General features: G+C 63.9%; 11 protein-coding genes and 1 pseudogene. 2 read left to right on the top strand and 10 right to left on the bottom strand.

The features are described 5' to 3' along the window. Positions 1–12 precede the first annotated feature (12 nt). The 4 genes from QRN11_RS18545 to QRN11_RS18530 all read right to left on the bottom strand — a co-directional run bounded on the left by QRN11_RS18545 (position 13) and on the right by QRN11_RS18530 (position 5253). On the bottom strand, positions 13–2157 hold the full coding sequence (locus QRN11_RS18545) for an amylo-alpha-1,6-glucosidase (RefSeq protein ID WP_285313967.1): 2145 nt from the start codon (positions 2155–2157) through the stop codon (positions 13–15). A 231-nt stretch (positions 2158–2388) separates the two neighbouring features. After that, a complete protein-coding gene (locus QRN11_RS18540; protein ID WP_285313966.1) occupies positions 2389–3369 on the bottom strand; it encodes an aldo/keto reductase in 981 nt (326 codons plus the stop codon). Positions 3370–3393: 24 nt separating this feature from the next. Then, positions 3394–4161 (bottom strand): SDR family NAD(P)-dependent oxidoreductase, encoded by a 768-nt coding sequence (locus tag QRN11_RS18535; RefSeq protein WP_091418613.1) that lies wholly within the window; start codon positions 4159–4161, stop codon positions 3394–3396. 123 nt (positions 4162–4284) lie between these two features. After that, entirely contained in the window at positions 4285–5253 is a 969-nt protein-coding gene (locus tag QRN11_RS18530; protein WP_502935049.1) for a helix-turn-helix transcriptional regulator, read from the bottom strand. Positions 5254–6301: 1048 nt separating this feature from the next. Here QRN11_RS18530 and QRN11_RS18525 point away from each other — a divergent pair. Then, positions 6302–6901, top strand: coding sequence for a lytic transglycosylase domain-containing protein (locus tag QRN11_RS18525; RefSeq protein ID WP_350224007.1), 600 nt, complete (start codon positions 6302–6304; stop codon positions 6899–6901). Here the strand turns inward: QRN11_RS18525 and QRN11_RS18520 are convergent. The 4 genes and pseudogenes from QRN11_RS18520 to QRN11_RS18505 all read right to left on the bottom strand — a co-directional run bounded on the left by QRN11_RS18520 (position 6888) and on the right by QRN11_RS18505 (position 11694). Continuing rightward, positions 6888–7966 (bottom strand): annotated as a pseudogene (locus tag QRN11_RS18520) (tartrate dehydrogenase). The gene QRN11_RS18525 and the pseudogene QRN11_RS18520 sit on opposite strands and share 14 nt — an antisense overlap. Before the next feature lie 35 nt (positions 7967–8001). Beyond that, positions 8002–8949, bottom strand: a complete 948-nt coding sequence (locus tag QRN11_RS18515; protein WP_285313964.1) for a phosphoglycerate dehydrogenase — start codon at positions 8947–8949, stop codon at positions 8002–8004. Between the two features lie 110 nt (positions 8950–9059). Continuing rightward, positions 9060–10433, bottom strand: a complete 1374-nt coding sequence (locus QRN11_RS18510; RefSeq protein WP_285313963.1) for a cation:dicarboxylate symporter family transporter — start codon at positions 10431–10433, stop codon at positions 9060–9062. 94 nt (positions 10434–10527) lie between these two features. Further along, entirely contained in the window at positions 10528–11694 is a 1167-nt protein-coding gene (locus tag QRN11_RS18505; protein ID WP_285313962.1) for a mandelate racemase/muconate lactonizing enzyme family protein, read from the bottom strand. 218 nt (positions 11695–11912) lie between these two features. Here QRN11_RS18505 and QRN11_RS18500 point away from each other — a divergent pair, with 218 nt between their 5' ends. Next, complete coding sequence (locus QRN11_RS18500; protein WP_285313961.1) at positions 11913–12614, top strand: GntR family transcriptional regulator; 702 nt, start codon at positions 11913–11915, stop codon at positions 12612–12614. 142 nt (positions 12615–12756) lie between these two features. Here the strand turns inward: QRN11_RS18500 and QRN11_RS18495 are convergent, their stop codons facing one another. Continuing rightward, on the bottom strand, positions 12757–14046 hold the full coding sequence (locus QRN11_RS18495; protein WP_285313960.1) for a D-arabinono-1,4-lactone oxidase: 1290 nt from the start codon (positions 14044–14046) through the stop codon (positions 12757–12759). Positions 14047–14074: 28 nt separating this feature from the next. Then, entirely contained in the window at positions 14075–15586 is a 1512-nt protein-coding gene (locus QRN11_RS18490) for an aldehyde dehydrogenase family protein (protein WP_285313959.1), read from the bottom strand. Positions 15587–15596 lie beyond the last annotated feature (10 nt).

The following is a 15596-nucleotide window of genomic DNA, read 5'->3' as shown; positions in this document are numbered from 1 at the left end:
ACTTGTGGAGGTTCACAGCCCGGCCTGTTTGATCAGCTCCGTCAGCCAGGGGCGGTGGTCGCGATGGAATGCTATGCCTTCGGGCAGCCCCTGCACTGAGGGTTCGGACCCTTTGATGTCGATGGTGATCCGGCCTCCGGCCATGGGCGCGTTGGTGATGTGGAGGTCGCCATATGATTCGGGAAGTGCCGGATCCATCCAGAGGCCGCCGCGGGAAATATGGGCGTCGTACCGCATCAGGCTCGTCACCAGCATGATCGGGGTGGTGGCTGCCCAGGCCTGTGGCGAGCATGCCGTGGGATAGGGCACGGGCTCGGCCACCTGGTCACGGCTGAACCCGCAGAAGAGTTCGGGAAGGCGGCCATCGGTGTAGTCCGCCGCCTCGAACAGGGCGGTGGCGATCCGCTGCGCCTCCTCCACGAAGCCGTAGCGCATGAGCCCGGCGGCAATGATGGCGTTGTCGTGTGGCCAGACCGAGCCGTTATGGTAGCTGGCGGGATTATAGGCGCCCATGTCGCTTGCGAGGGTTCGAACGCCCCAGCCGCTGAACATCTCGGGGGACATCAGCCGTTCGGCTACCTGCGGTACCTTGTCCTCGTCCACGATGCCGTGCCACAGGCACTGTCCCATGTTCGATGCGCACGCGTCGACTTGCCGTTTTTCGCCGTCGAGCGCGATGGCGAAGTAGCCGCGCTCAGGCATCCAGAACTCTTCGTTGAACCTCTTCTTCAACTGGGCTGCTTCACCGGTGAGCTGGGCGGCCAAAGCCTCGTCACCGGCGTCGAATGCCATCCATGCCCGGGACAAGAATGCGCTGTAGGCGAGTGCCTGGGCTTCGCAGAGGGCGATAGGGGGTTCGGCAAGCCGGCCGTCCGCGAAGTTGATGCCGTCCCACGAGTCCTTCCAGCCTTGGTTGATGAGGCCGGAATCGTTGAGGCGCTTGTATTCGATGAACCCGTCGCCGTCCTTGTCGCCATATTTCCTGATCCAGTCCAATGCACGGTCTGCATGGGGCAGCAGTGCGGCGATGGTGTCTTTGGCAAAGCCCCAACGGCTCACTGAGGCTACGGCCATCACGAATTGTGGAGTTGCGTCGACGCTGCCGTAGTAGGCGGATTTTCCACCCAGTGCCAGCCCGCCGGACACGCCGAGCCTGACCTCATGCAGGATTTTCCCCGGTTCCTCCTCGCTCATCGGATCCACCACAGTGCCTTGGCGGTCCGCCAGCGTCTGCAAAGTGCCAAGTGCCAGGGAAGGATCCACCGGCAGCGCCATTTCGGATGCCCACAGCGAGTCCCGGCCAAAAAGCGTCATGAACCACGGCGCACCGGCGGCCACGACGATCCGATCTGGATGGGCGGGGTCCTCGATGCGAAGCGCGCCCAGGTCATCGTAGCTGCGCCGGAGGGTCCGCTCGATGGAACTGTTTCCGATATGCAGTTTGGGAATCTTTGCTACCCATTCCTGGCGGCGGCGGTCGCTGGGGGAGAGCTCGCCGCTCAGCGGACGGACAAACGACGCCGGTCGGGCGCCGTTGGTGGTCGGCACGACTGTCAAAAGGGTGCTCCACTGTCCGTGCGGTGGGATGACCGCCCGGTACGTGACACCCTCGGTGGTGAGGTCGGCGCCGCCGCCGGCGTTGACGACGACGGCCTTCCGGACGTCCTGCCACGCGCCCCTGATGGTCAGGGAGCCGCCCTCCGGGCGGCGGGATTGTGTCCAGTGCCGTTCGACGCGCGCCTCTTTCACTTCAAAAAGATCCGCGAAGTCCGTTTCAACGGTGAGCGAGACTCTGCAATCAGCGGCTTCCGAGGAGTAGTTCCGGATGGTGATCTCCTCACGGATGCCGGCACCGACTTCCCTCAGTCTTTCCACAATCATGGGGCTGTCCGCGTAACCATCGGAACGGGGAACACGGCCAATGAACAAGGCCCGGTAGGGCTCCTGCGTTGATGCTGTCAACGGCTCCAGAACCTGTCCGTTGACCGCCAGGTTCCAGCGCGACAGGATGCGGGTGTCCTCATGGAAAACGCCGTGCGGATGTTCGGGGTGGATGTCTCCATTCGCCGACGAAATGCAGAAGGAAGGACCCTCCACCAAAGTGACCGTCCCGGCCCCCACCGGCCCGGCAGCCGTGTCCGCATTCCATCCAGCCATCCCGGTCTCCTTTTTGACGGCTAAAGGCAGGGGCGGTGCCCTCCGACTCGGGGCCCGCCGTCGACCGCTGCCTTACTCCAATGCAAACGACGCTACGCCTGCAGGCCTTTGGACGGTAGGAGGCAACAGCGACAGCTTCTTACGGTTTTGTGTTGGAGTGAGGTTGGGATGGCGGTGTGCGTCGACGAGGTTCAGGGGCAGCCGGGTGGCTACCGTGTCCTGTCTGAAGGGTCAGGCATCAATCGAGGCCATGTTGGCGTCGTCGTGCCGGGCTCCGGCTGCGGGTTGGAGCGAGTTGAGGCGTTCGAGTTGGTCGGCGGTGAGTTCGACGCCGTCGGCTGCTGTATTTTCCTCCACACGGGAGACGCGGCGGGTTCCGGGGATCGGGGCGATGTCCCCGCCGCGGGTCAGTAACCAGGCAAGGGCGGTCTGGGCTGGGGTGGCACCGATTTCCGCGCCGATGCTCTGGACTTCGTCGACGATGCGCAGGTTGCGGGCGAAGTTGTCACCGGTGAAGCGCGGGTTGGTTTTGCGCCAGTCGTCGTCGGCGAAGTCCTCCACTGTGCGGATCTGCCCGGTGAGCAGTCCGTGCCCGAGGGGGGAGTAGGGGACGAAGCCGATGCCCAGTTCGCGCAGCAGCGGCAGGATATCGTCTTCGACGTCGCGGGTCCACAGGGAGTACTCGGTTTGCAGGGCCGTGACGGGCTGCACGGCGTGGGCCCGGCGGATGGTGTCCGGGGAGGCTTCGGACAGGCCGAAGTGCAGTACCTTACCTTCGGTGATCAGGTCCGCGACGGCCCCGGCGGTCTCTTCGATGGGGGTGTTCCGGTCGACCCGGTGCTGGTAGTAGAGGTCGATATGGTCGGTGCCCAGTCGTTGCAGGGACCCCTCGACGGCGGTGCGGATGTTCGCTGCGCTGCTGTCGATCACGCCGGGTCCTCCGCCTGAGTGGGAGACGAGGCCGAACTTCGTGGCGATCTTCACGTGGTCACGGCGTCCCTTGATTGCCTGGCCCACGATTTCCTCGCTCAGGAATGGCCCATAGATCTCCGCTGTGTCGATGTGGGTGACACCGAGTTCGAGTGCACGGTGGATGGTGCGGATCGATTCGGTGTTATCCAGGGCGCCTTCGCTGGTATAAATTCCGGCCATGGTCATGGCGCCGAGGCCGATGCGGGAGACTTCCAGATCCCGGAGGCGTGCGTTTTTCATGCTGTATTTCCCTTCGGTAAATTCTCAGGCTTGGGAGGTGGGCATAGCCCACAGTTCGGCGATGGAGGAGCGGCGGTGACGGGTCACCATGTACGCGACGCTCTCGGCGATATCCTCGGGTTGCAGCTTCTCGGGGATGTTCTTCGCGTCGGAGACGGCGAGGTCGCTTTTGATGGTGTCGTTGTTGTGTGAGATCAGTTCTGTTTCGACGGCGCCGGGCTCGAGTAGGCCGACCCGGACGTGCTTCTTCGTGATCTCCTGGCGGAGCGCTTCGGTGAAGCCGTTCACCCCGAACTTCGTCATGTTGTACGTGGCGAAGTTCGCCCACGCCTGCCGGCCGGCGATCGAGGAGATGTTGACGATGTCCGCGACGCCGCGCAGTTCGTCGTCCGCTGCAGCGAGCAGGTGCGGCAGCGCCGCCTTCGTCATATAGAGCAGACCGTTCTGGTTGACGGCCATCATCCGCTCCCACTCGTCGACCTCCTGATCAACGACCGTTCCGAGCAGCATCAGCCCGGCGTTATTGATCAGGATGTCCAGCCGGCCGAACTGGTTTACCACCTCCGCAACGGCCTGTTCGGCCTGGCTTCGGTCCGTGATGTCGGCCGGAACGGCGTAGGCGGTGCCGCCGGCAGCCTCGATCTCGGCCACGAGTGTGTCCAGGCGGTCCTTCCGGCGGGCGACGACGGCGACCGACGCCCCCTGCTCGGCGAGGGCACGGGCCGTGGCGTCACCGATGCCACTGCTCGCACCGGTTACCAGGGCAACAGTTCCGATCAGTTTTGCTGTCATTGGTTGCTCTCTTTTCATTGGGGTTTTGGCTGGATTTGGGCAGGCGTCAGCAGAGCCCGTACAACGTGGGTTGCCTGGCTTGCGGGGTTTGTAGTTGCTCTTATGGCGAAGGCGCTGGCATTTTTAGTCAGGTTCCTGTTCGGCCTTTTCCAAGGCCTGGATGGAGGGGCTGTGCCTGGGAGCGGGCGCTTTGGCGGCTTCCTCTTCTGCGTCCGTAGTGCTGGACGGTGCCGCCCAGCTGGCGAGGAATGCCAGCGCGGAGGCGGAGGCGGAGCCGGGCTCGGCGGTGAAGGTGAACAGGGTCTGGCCTTCATCGCCGGGCAGGTGGAGCGTCTCGAACTGCAGGGAAAGGTCCCCTGCCACCTTGTGGTGGAAGCGCTTGGTGCCCGTGGTGTGGATCCGGACGTCGTGACCGGCCCAGAGGGCGGCGAACTGTCCACTGCCGGTGGTGAGCTCTCCGATCAGTTCGTTCAGTGCCCGGTCGTGCGGGTTCCGGCCGGATTCCGAGCGGAGCATGGCCACCGTGGTGGCGGCCACCGCTTTCCAGTCGGGGTACAGGTCTCCGGCGCCCGGGTCGAGGAAGAGGTAGCGCGCCTGGTTCGGCAGCCTGCCCGGGAAGTCCGGGCCGAAGGACGCGGTGAAGTTGAAAACGTCCGCGTACACGGCCCGGCCGAGGAGGTTGGCGGCGAGCACGTCCGAGCGGCCGTTCTGCACCAGGGCTGCCACCCCGGTCATGCCGTCCAGCAGGCGCAGCACTCCGGACCGGACCCGCTGCTGGACCGGCTTCCGGGGCATCCGCCGTGACGGCGCGTTCGCCGTCCGGGCCAGGTCCATCAAATGTGCCCGTTCAGCTTCGTCCAGCTGAAGGGCGGAGGACACGGCTTCGAGGACTGAGTCGGAGACGCCGCGGAGGCTGCCGCGTTCCAGCCTGGTGTAGTAGTCGGTGCTCACCCCGGCCAGTTGCGCCACTTCCTCACGCCGCAGGCCCGGAACCCGGCGCAGTTCCCCATAGCTGGGGATGCCGGCCTGGTCCGGACTGATCTTCGCGCGGCGCGAGATCAGGAATTCACGGATGTCGTCTTTTCTGTCCACAACCATCACGCTACGCACCCTGGCCAACCGGTGGCAGTGTCCATCAGACACCCCCACTGGAGGCCTATGTCTGAAGGCATACCGCCGCGGCTGACAAAGGAGCCGCGGTCCCGAAAGATGTTGCGCTAGGCAGGGCGATTCTCGAAACTCGAGACTAGGCAGCTTGGACGGATCCGATATTGGGGGAGTTGAGGAGTCAATGGATATTGAACCGGAAGCCGGCGAACCCGAGGCGGGACCTTGGCAGGCCGAGTCGCTGGAGGGCTTGGTGCGGAGACTGTTGCCGGCAGCACGGCACCGTCCGAACCGGCCCTGGATTGTGGCGGTTGATGGACGGAGCGGGTCAGGCAAGACCACCCTGGTTGAGCGCCTTCTGGCTCAAGTTCCGGATTCAGCCGCCGTCCACACGGACGATGTAGCGTGGCATCTCGCGTTTTTTGACTGGGCTGATGAACTCCGTGACGGCGTCCTCGAACCTCTGGTTAAAGGTGAGGCAGTCCATTATCGTCCGCCGGGCTGGGTGGCCCGAGAACGTCCAGGTGCCATAGCTGTGCCCGCCGGGCGTTCGGTGGTGTGGGTGGAGGGGAGCGGATCATCACGCCGAGCGCTGTCCCACCTCATCGACGCTTCTATCTGGGTGCAGTGTGACAATCTTGAAGCCCGACGGCGCCTCAGGGCTCGAGATGGGCAGGAAGAGGAAGAGCTGCACAGGGAGTGGGAAGAAGAAGAAATTCCCTTCCTACTTGAAGACCGGCCATGGGAGCGGGCTGCAGCGATCGTGGCCGGAAGACCGGCTCTGGAACACGATCCGAATACGCACGTAGTAACCGCGAGGTGCCGGCTAAACCTGGTGTCAACGGCGGATACCTTGGGATGGTTTGATTAGTTGGTGCTCGGTCTCAGACGCCTCGTGGTCCTTGTCCTGTTTGCGGTTTGTGTCACTAGCGCCGCCTTGTTCTGGTTGCTTGCACAGCGTGGCGCGGACACACGCCATGTCATTTCTCCACCACCGCGAGCCGGCGCTGAGCTCGAAATGCTTTCCTCCGGCATGACCACGGCCGTGAACGTCACTAGAAATCCGGATGCCGGTTGGGTTGTCCGCGCTGCAGGGCAAACCGGGATCCCCGAACGCGCGCTGCGGGCGTACGTTGCCGCGGCCGAGACAGTAGATGCTGCTGCCCCGGGGTGCGGGATCGGTTGGAACACCGTGGCGGCCCTCGGTTTCGTCGAGACAGCACATGGAACATACGGCGGAGGCAGCCTGACCCCTGCGGGGCAGGTGAGCCGTCCGGTGGTGGGACCGGCTCTCGACGGTGCCGGATTCGCCGCGATCGCTGACACGGACGCGGGTGCCCTGGACGGGGATGCCCGCTGGGACCGTGCTGTGGGGCCGATGCAGTTTATTCCTTCCACCTGGCAGCTCGTAGGGCGGGACGGGAACGGGGATGGGACGGCGGATCCGTTCAACATTGACGATGCGGCCCTCAGCGCGGCGACCTATCTGTGTGCCCGCGGCCGTGACCTCACAACCACGGAAGGGTGGACTGAGGCGATCTATGCCTACAACCAATCCGACGCCTACATTCAACAAGTTCGTGACCAGGCCACGAAATACGCCACGATGACAGGCGAAATCACGGTGCGGTAAGCGCCGAGGCCACCGCTTTGCCCAGTTCTTCGGTGGTGGCGTTGCCTCCCATGTCGGGTGTGAGGGTTTCGGGTCCGCGGGCGAGCACTGCCTCCATAGCGGTGGTAATGGCGGCGGCTGCTTCGGCTTCTCCCAGGTGATCCAGCATCATCGCGGCACACCAGATTTGCCCGATGGGGTTGGCGATTCCTTTGCCGGCGATATCGGGGGCGGAGCCGTGGACCGGTTCGAAAAGGCTGGGGAACTTTCGTTCGGGGTTGATATTGCCGCTGGGGGCGATGCCGATGGTTCCGGTGCAAGCCGGTCCGAGGTCGGAGAGGATGTCACCAAAGAGGTTGCTGGCCACAACGACGTCGAACCAGTCCGGGTGCATCACGAAGTTCGCCGCGAGGATATCGATGTGGTACTTGTCCACATCGACCTCGGGGTAGGCGGCGGACATGGCCTGCACGCGTTCGTCCCAGTAGGGCATGGTGATGGAGATGCCGTTGCTCTTGGTGGCTGAGGTCAGGTGTTTCCTGGGGCGGCTTTGCGCCAGGTCGAAGGCGTATTTGAGGATGCGGTCCACGCCGGTGCGGGTCATGACGGTTTCCTGGACCACGGTTCGCGGTCGGTGCCTTCGAAGATTTTCCCGCCAATGCTGGAGTATTCGCCTTCGGTGTTTTCGCGCACGACGTAGAAGTCGACGTCGCCCGGGGCACGGCCGGCCAGGGGGCTGGGCACGCCGGGGAGGAGTTTGACCGGGCGGAGGCTGACGTACTGGTCAAAGTGACGGCGGAACTGCAGGAGACTGCCCCACAACGAGATGTGGTCGGGGACGACGTCAGGCCACCCGACTGCGCCGAAAAAGATGGAGTCGAACTGGTTCAACTGGTCGAACCATCCGTCGGGGAGCATTTTGCCGTGCCGGGTGTAGTAGTCCGCGGAGGCGTAGTCGAAGTGCTCGTATTCGAGGTTGAGGTCGAAGGCTGAGGCTGCGGCGTCCAGGACGCGCCGCCCTTCGGGCACGACTTCGGTGCCGATTCCGTCGCCCGGAATGACTGCGATGCGGTGTGATTTCGACATCAGGGATCCTTTTTTATCTGTTCGCGGTTTTCGGGTTAGCGGTTAACCGGATGTGCCGGTTCGCGGTTTTCGAGGACATCTATGACCGCCTGCGCGGCTGCCAGGCCGGCCCGGGTCCGAGCCTGGATGGTTTGTCCGGCGAGGTGGGAGGTGATGAGCACGTTGTCCAGGCCTCGAAGGGGGCTGGGCTCGGGGAGGGGTTCGCTTTGGAGCACGTCCAGCGCAGCCCCGGCGATGGTGCCGTACCGAAGTGCCTTGGCCAAGGCACACTCGTCAACGAGTGAGCCGCGGGCCGTGTTGATAAGGACGGCGGTGGGCTTCATCGCTTCCAGCCGGGTTGCGTCGATGAGCGGGCCGATGTGCTGGCCTGCCCGCGTGTGCAAGGAGAGGTAGTCAGCGCGGCGGATGACGGTGTCGAGATCGGCGAACCGGGCGGCGCTGGTGTCAGGGTCGGGGTGGGCGGTGCGGACCAGGACATTCATGCCCAGTGCGGCACCCAGGTTTGCGGTGGCGCGCCCGCTCGGGCCGTAGCCGATGATGCCGAGGGTGGAGCCCCGCAGTTCGTGGCCGGCTTCGCGGGGCCAGTCCCCTTGGCGGACGGCGGTGGTGACCTCGGAGAGGCGGCGCGCCGCCATGATGATCAGTCCGATGGTGAGTTCGGCGACTGAGTGGTGGTTGGTCCCGGGAGCGTTGCAGACCCTGATTCCTTGTGCGGTCGCGGCCTGGATGTCGATGGAGTCGTACCCCACCCCGCTGCGGGCGATGACTTTGAGCGCGGCCGCATGTGCGAGCATGTCCGCGGTGACCGGTTCGCTGGCGAGGATGGCGCCGGAGACGCCGTCGAACAGTGCGCGGCGTTCCTCCGGGGTCCGTGGCCCCTGCGAGGGTGAGTAGACCGGTTCCAGACCATGGTCGCGCAGTAACTGGTCCACGGTATCTCCTTCGTGGAGGTAATCGGTGGTGATCCGTATGCGGCGGGCCATGGTGTGTTGTTCCTCGTCAGGTGGGATGCGGGTAGTTTTTGCGGACGCTGGTCCACGCAGGTCAGGGCCGCCGCGGATTGCGCAGCGGCCCTGACGGTTGTTTCCGGGTGTTAGTGGGCGTCGACTTTGTCGGCTTCCACGGGTTCCGGAGTGCGGACCTGATTTTCGTTCTTCTTATTGCCTGCGGCATGCAGGGCCTTTCGGGCCTGCTCGGGGTCGAAGTCCTTTTCCCATTTACCGATGACGACGGCGGCCATGGCGTTTCCGAGGACGTTGATGAACACCCGGCCTTCATTCAGGAGGCGGTCGATGCCGACGATGAGGGCGAGGGCAGCGAGCGGGATGCCGCCCACGGAGCTGAGGGTGCTGGCCAGGACGATGAACGCTCCGCCGGCGATACCGGCGGTGCCCTTGCTGGTGAGCATCATGACGCCGACCATGACCAGTTGCTGTTCCCAGGAGAGGTCCATGCCGACGGCCTGGGCCAGGAACACTGAGGCCATGGTGAGGTAGACGGCGGATCCATCGAGGTTGAAGGAGAACCCGGAGGGGATAACGATGCCGACAGTGGACTTGCCCACGCCCATGTTTTCGAGTTTCTTGATCAGCTGCGGCAGGACGGCCTCGCTGGAGCAGGTGCTCAGCGCGATCAGGAGCTCGGCCTTGAAGTAACGCATGACGGTGAAGATGTTCATTCCGCAGGCGCGGGCGATCGTGCCGAGGATGACGAGGACGTAGACGATGCAGGTGGCGGTGAACAGCAGGACGAGGATGCCCAGTTGCTGCAGGCTTTGGGTGCCGTAGTTTGCCACGACGGCGGCCAGGGCACCGAAGGTGCCGATCGGGGCGAGGCGCATGACCCAGCCGACGATCTTGAAGATCACCACGGAGAGGGCCTGGATGCCTTTGGTGAGGAATTTACCGGATTCTCCGGAGACGTTCATCGCGGCGCCGAACAGGATGGACACCATGAGGGCGGCGATGATCGTGTGGCCGGTCAGGGCGCCGAACAGGGATTCGGGGATGATGTTGTTGACGAATTCGAGGCCGTTGAAGCCCTTGCCGGCGGCGGCGGGGACCTTGCTGGCGTCCAGCTTGTCCGGGTCGATGTTCATACCCGCGCCGGGTTTGAAGACGTTGGCGACCACCAGGCCGATGAGCATGGATACCAGTGACAGGACGATGAAGTACCCGAGCGCCTTCACGCCGATGCGGCCGGCCTTGCGCAGGCTGTCCATGGATGCGATTCCCAGGGAAACGACGCAGAACACCACGGGGATGACGATCATTTTCACAAGGGCTATGAACCAGTCGCTGAGCGGTGTGAGCTGCTTGCCGACCGAGGGCAGGAGGAAGCCGACGGCGATGCCCAGGACGGCGCCCAGGACGACTTGGAACCAGAGTTCGCGCAGCAGGCGCCCGAACCTGGAGCGCTGCCGCGGCGGGGAGGAATGCTGCGGGTTCTTAACAGTGTGGGACGACATCTAGGGTGCTCCTTTGCACGTCAGACTTGGGGTGGGAAGAAAGATGCGGTCCCGGGCAGTGGTGCTGCCCGGGACCGGGCACGAACAGCTGGTCTTACTCGTGCAGCCCGCGCAGGACCTTGTAGAACTCGGCCTTGCCTTCCAGGCCGATACCGGGAAGGTCGCCGGGGGCTACGCGGCTGTTGACGATGACAGCGTCGTCGGTGAAGCCGCCGGTGGGCTGGAACTCACCGGGGTAGGACTCGTTGCCGCCGAGTTTGAGGGCGGCGGCAATGTGCAGGGAGAACTGGTGTCCGCCGTGCGGGATGCAGCGGCGCGAGGACCAGCCGTGCTGGGCGAGCATGTCCTGGATCCGGCGGTATTCGGTAAGGCCGTAACTGAGGGCTGGGTCGACCTGAATGAAGTCGCGGTCCGGGCGCATGCCGCCGTAGCGGATCAGGTTCCGGGCGTCCTGGAGGGAGAACAGGTTCTCTCCGGTGGCGATCGGGTTCCGGTAGTGCTCGGAGAGGGTGGCGTTCAGGGCGTAGTCCAGCGGGTCGCCGACTTCCTCGTACCAGAACAGCCCGTACTGGTCGATCGCCTTGCCGTATTCAAGGGCTGTTTCCAGGTCGAACTTGCCGTTGACGTCGACCATGAGGCGGGAGCCGTCGCCGTCGAGGACCTCGAGAACAGCTTCGATGCGGCGGAGGTCTTCGGCGAGGTCGGCGCCGCCAATCTTCATCTTGACAACGTCATAGCCCTTGGCCAGGAAGCCCCGCATTTCGTTCTGCAGGTCCTCGAGGCTCTTGCCTGTCGCGTAGTAACCGCCGGCGGCGTAGACGAAGACGTCCTTGTCCGGGTTGCCGTCGCCGTAGTGGTCCGAAATCCAGCGGTAGAGCGGCACGCCGGCGATTTTGGCGGCGAGGTCGTGCAGGGCCATGTCGGCAACGCCGACGGCGACCGAGCGTTCACCGTGGCCGCCGGGCTTTTCGTTGGACATCATCAGGTCCCACGCCTTCTCCGGCGAGAGGCCGCCGTCGTCATCAAGAAGGTTCTCCGACGGTGCGTCGAGCAGGCGGGGGAGAATGCGCTCTTCCAGGATGGCAGTCGCGTTGTAGCGGCCGTTGGAGTTGAATCCATAGCCGACCAGGGGCTTTCCGTCGACGAAAACATCGCTGACCAGCGCAATGATGGTGCAGTCCATCTTGGTGAAGTCGATGAAGGCATTGCGGATCGACGAGCTGATGGGAATGGTGCCTACATGGGCGGAAACGATTTTCATCTTTGAATCTCTCTTCACTGGGATCTTATTTCTTATAAGACTGAGGGCTAAACGTGTTCCTCTTATAGGGCGTGGCGCTGAGCGAATATCTTATAAGATCTTGGCTCAAGCGTAGAGGATCGGTGACGGGCAGCACAAGCTATCAGCCCGGATTTCTTATAAGATGTTGCAGGCGAGGAAGTGGGACGCCACTTCCCCATGAGAGAAGCGGAGCAGCGATGGACACCACCAACGTCTTTTCGAGTAAAGGCAGTCTGGCGTACAGCGAACTTCGCCAACTGATCCTTTCCGGGAGCCTGGCCCCGGGGTCGCGCATCTCCCAGTACGAACTCGCTGACAACATGCAGATGAGCATCACCCCCCTGCGCGAAGCGATTCGCCGGCTCTCCAGTGAGGGCCTGATCATCATGGATACCCACCGCGACTCCCGCGTGGCTGACATGAGCGCCGCCGAGGCCCGCGAACTGCTGGAGGTCCGTCTGTCGCTGGAACCATCAGCGACCGAACTGGCCGCGTACCGCCGGACCGACGCTGACATTGAGGCTATCCGGACAGCTGCGGAAAAGCTGCTGCCGGTCACTCGAGTCTGGGGCGAGGACGCCATCACCGCCCACCGCGACTTCCACCGCGCCGTCTACACCGCGTCCCACAACACCACGATGATTAAGCTTCTTGATGACCTGTGGGACAAGTCCGACCGCTACCGGCGTATCGGACTCGAACTGCCTTCCGGCGATGAGCCCCGGACGATTGATCTGAACCAGCACCACCAGATCCTGGAACTCATCGTTGCCCAGGACGGGGCGCGCGCAGCTGAACTTTCCAGGGTTCACATCGCCCACAGCCTCACAGCTGCAGCGACGGGAGCCTTGGAAGACCGCGAGAACGATCAGTCGCCGACCGTGAACAGGACCGCCTAGTCTCACGGCCGCTACCTCCGTTCGAGTGTCACTTCGGCACGGCAATCCCGACGTCGGCACCCGGGGTGGGTGCCGACGTCGGGATTGGGTATGTGCCGGCCTGCGGTGAAAGGCGGGCATGCAGGCACAGGCTGCGGGAGCGTCAGGCCAGCAAAGCGCGGGTGTGGTCGTTGAGGAACATGCCCCGCGGATCGAACTCGCGCCGGACCTGGATGAAGGTATCCAGCCCGGGGTAGAGGTGCTCCAGTCGGCTCCTGGTCATGAAGTGGATTTTCCCCCAGTGTGCCCGAGGTTCGAACTCCTGCAGGACAGCGTCGGCATCACGAAAGAACTGCCAGTAATCGGTGCCGGGCCTGGTGGTCAGGGTGACCACTGTGCTGTCGCGTCCCTGGAACTGTGACATGTAGGCGTCGTCAGCTTTCACCCAGCGGACCTCCACGGGGTACTTCTGGTCCGGATGTTTGGTCCGGATCAGGTCTTGAACGGCCTCGACCGCGGCCAGACCGTCCTCGCTGCGGACGAAATACTCAAGTTCGTGGAACTGGGTGGTGAAGCCGCCCGGATAGATCCGGTACGAGCGGTCCAGCCGGGCACCTTCAATGCCTGAAATCCGGCGTTCGTCCTGGACGTCCACGATGTTGTACTTCTTGGTGTAGCTTCGGCCACCCATGCCGTACTTCGGCGAACCCGGCAGATCCAGAAGCCCGCACGAGTCATTATCCGGGCACCAGAGGAACGAATAGTGCCGGTTCGAGTCAATGTCGGACTGCCAGGTACCTGCGGTCTCAGCCCAGGTGGGATAGGTGATCTCCTCCTGCAGGTAGTAGTTGTCCTCAACCGCCAGTTCGACCTCAAGGAAGATGCCCAGGGTGCCCAAGGCCACCTGTGCGGCGCGAAGTTCGCGGAGCTGGCCTTCGCCGATTTCCACAATGTCGCCGTAGCCGTTGATCAGCTTCACCCAGCGGAGACTGGACGAAAAGCTGCCGAGGTTCTTGCCGGAGCCGTGGGTGCTGGTGGCCAGGGCGCCGGCGATCTGCTGCTTGTCGATGTCCCCCTGGTTGCCCAAGGCCAGTCCCTGTTCCCACAAGGCATCACCGAATGCGTTGATGGTGGTCCCGGCCAAGGCCCTCGCACGACGCCCCGCCCCGTCGGTACCGGTGATCGCCGACAGGCCGGACATGTCCATCAGCACTCCGCCCGTTTGGACCAGGGGGGAAGAGGAGTGCCCGGACCCGACTGCCCGGACAGGCAGGCCCTCGCGGATGGCGAAGCGGACGGCGTCGAGCGCTTCTTGTTCATTCCGCGGGCGCACGGTGAAGGCCGGGGTGGCGCTTTGGTTACCGCCCCAGTTGGTCCAGGTGACGTCTGTGCTGAAAGGGGCTGTGGGGGTGGCTGCGGCCGGTATTCCCGCTGCGGGGAGGTGCGTGGTCATGGTGAAAGCTCCGTTGCTTGTCCGGTGGTCATGCGCCGTGGTTGATCATGACGTGCTTGGTGCGTGAGTAATCATCCAGGGCATAGAGCGACAGGTCGCGGCCGTAACCGGATCCCTTGAATCCGCCCCACGGTACCTCGCAGGCCAGGACCAGGTGTGCATTGACCCAGACCGTGCCAAACTCGAGTTGCTTTGGTATCCGCAGCGAGAGACTGGAATCGCGGGTCCACACCGAGGCGGAAAGGCCGTAGGGGCTTTCGTTGGCACGGCTCACTGCTTCTTCCGTGCTGGAGAACGTCTCCACGGTGACCACCGGCCCGAAAATCTCGTGGGTAGCAATGGGTGCCCCGGATGGAACGTCTGTGATGACGGTCGGTTCAATGAAGTAACCCGTGCCTTGCAGTACGGAACCGCCAACGGCCATGGTCAGGCCGGCCGCTTTGGCCTCTTCGAGGGATTCCTTGACGCGCTCGAAATGGGGGCGGGAGATCATGGGGCCGATTTCCACGTCGTCGCCGGCATCCGGTGCCCCGATGACCAGCGTGCTGACCTCACGCACCAGGTGTCCGGTGAATTCTTCGGCCACCGACTCGTGCACCAGCACGCGGCAGGCGGCACCGCAGTCCTGGCCGGCGTTCCAGAAGCCGGCGTTCCGCACGCCGACGGCGGCGGCGCGGAGGTCGGCATCGGGGAAGACCAACACAGGGGCCTTGCCACCGAGCTCCAGGTGGACGCGCTTCACGGACCGTGCTGCAGTTTCGGCCACCGCCTGGCCGCTGACAACACTGCCGGTGAGGGCGATCAGGGCGATGTCAGGATGCTCGGAAAGCCGCTGCCCGACGGTCCGGCCACGGCCGGTGACCACATTGAGGATGCCGTCCGGAATGCGCCCGGCCAGAACTTCCACCAGCTTCAGCGTGGACAACGGGGTTTGTTCGGAGGGCTTGATGACGATGCTGTTGCCGGCGGCGAGGATGGGGGCGATCTTCCACGCCGCCATCAGCAGCGGGTAGTTCCATGGAGTGATGACGCCGACAACCCCCACGGGTTCGCGGAGAATCACGGATGTGTGGTCCGTGGCGTAGTCACCGCCGGCCATGGAGGTCAGGGTGCGTGACGCGCCGGCCATGAAGCGGAAGGTGTCGATGGTGCTGGAGACATCGTCCTCGGACACGGCCTGCGGTTTGCCGGTGTTGGCGGACTCGATGGTCTCGAACGCTTCCCGGTTCTCCTCGATGATGTTCGCGATGAGGTTCAAGACATCCGCGCGTTCCTTCGGGGTGGTGGCACCCCAGGTCTTTTGGGCTGCGACGGCGGCGGCAACAGCGACGTCCACGTCATCGGCCGTGCCGGCCTGCACCGAGGTGATGAGGGCCTCGGTGGTGGGATCCACGACATCGATGGACTCACCTGAGGATCCCGGGACGAAGGATCCGTTGATGAAGTGCCCCGCCGGAGGCAGCGGCAGCTGCAGTTGCAGGGTGCGCGCGTCAGCGGGGGAGCGCCGGACGGTGAAGTGTTCGGTCTGGGTGGCAGTCATGATGATTCGC

It is taken from the genome of Pseudarthrobacter sp. fls2-241-R2A-168 (genome assembly GCF_030209335.1).
Taxonomy (GTDB): Bacteria; Actinomycetota; Actinomycetes; order Actinomycetales; family Micrococcaceae; genus Arthrobacter.
Note: the sequence above shows the minus strand (reverse complement) of the source record. Positions and strands in the feature narration are given on the sequence as shown.

Bases quoted from the DNA above. Each gene is read 5' to 3' on its own strand.
- QRN11_RS18495 (WP_285313960.1), bottom strand. From the start codon at position 14,046: ATGACCACGCACCTCCCCGCAGCGGGAATACCGGCCGCAGCCACCCCC.
- QRN11_RS18525 (WP_350224007.1), top strand. From the start codon at position 6,302: ATGACCACGGCCGTGAACGTCACTAGAAATCCGGATGCCGGTTGGGTT.
- QRN11_RS18540 (WP_285313966.1), bottom strand. From the start codon at position 3,369: ATGAAAAACGCACGCCTCCGGGATCTGGAAGTCTCCCGCATCGGCCTC.
- QRN11_RS18535 (WP_091418613.1), bottom strand. From the start codon at position 4,161: ATGACAGCAAAACTGATCGGAACTGTTGCCCTGGTAACCGGTGCGAGC.
- QRN11_RS18515 (WP_285313964.1), bottom strand. From the start codon at position 8,949: ATGGCCCGCCGCATACGGATCACCACCGATTACCTCCACGAAGGAGAT.
- QRN11_RS18490 (WP_285313959.1), bottom strand. From the start codon at position 15,586: ATGACTGCCACCCAGACCGAACACTTCACCGTCCGGCGCTCCCCCGCT.
- QRN11_RS18510 (WP_285313963.1), bottom strand. From the start codon at position 10,433: ATGTCGTCCCACACTGTTAAGAACCCGCAGCATTCCTCCCCGCCGCGG.
- QRN11_RS18505 (WP_285313962.1), bottom strand. From the start codon at position 11,694: ATGAAAATCGTTTCCGCCCATGTAGGCACCATTCCCATCAGCTCGTCG.
- QRN11_RS18545 (WP_285313967.1), bottom strand. From the start codon at position 2,157: ATGGCTGGATGGAATGCGGACACGGCTGCCGGGCCGGTGGGGGCCGGG.
- QRN11_RS18500 (WP_285313961.1), top strand. From the start codon at position 11,913: ATGGACACCACCAACGTCTTTTCGAGTAAAGGCAGTCTGGCGTACAGC.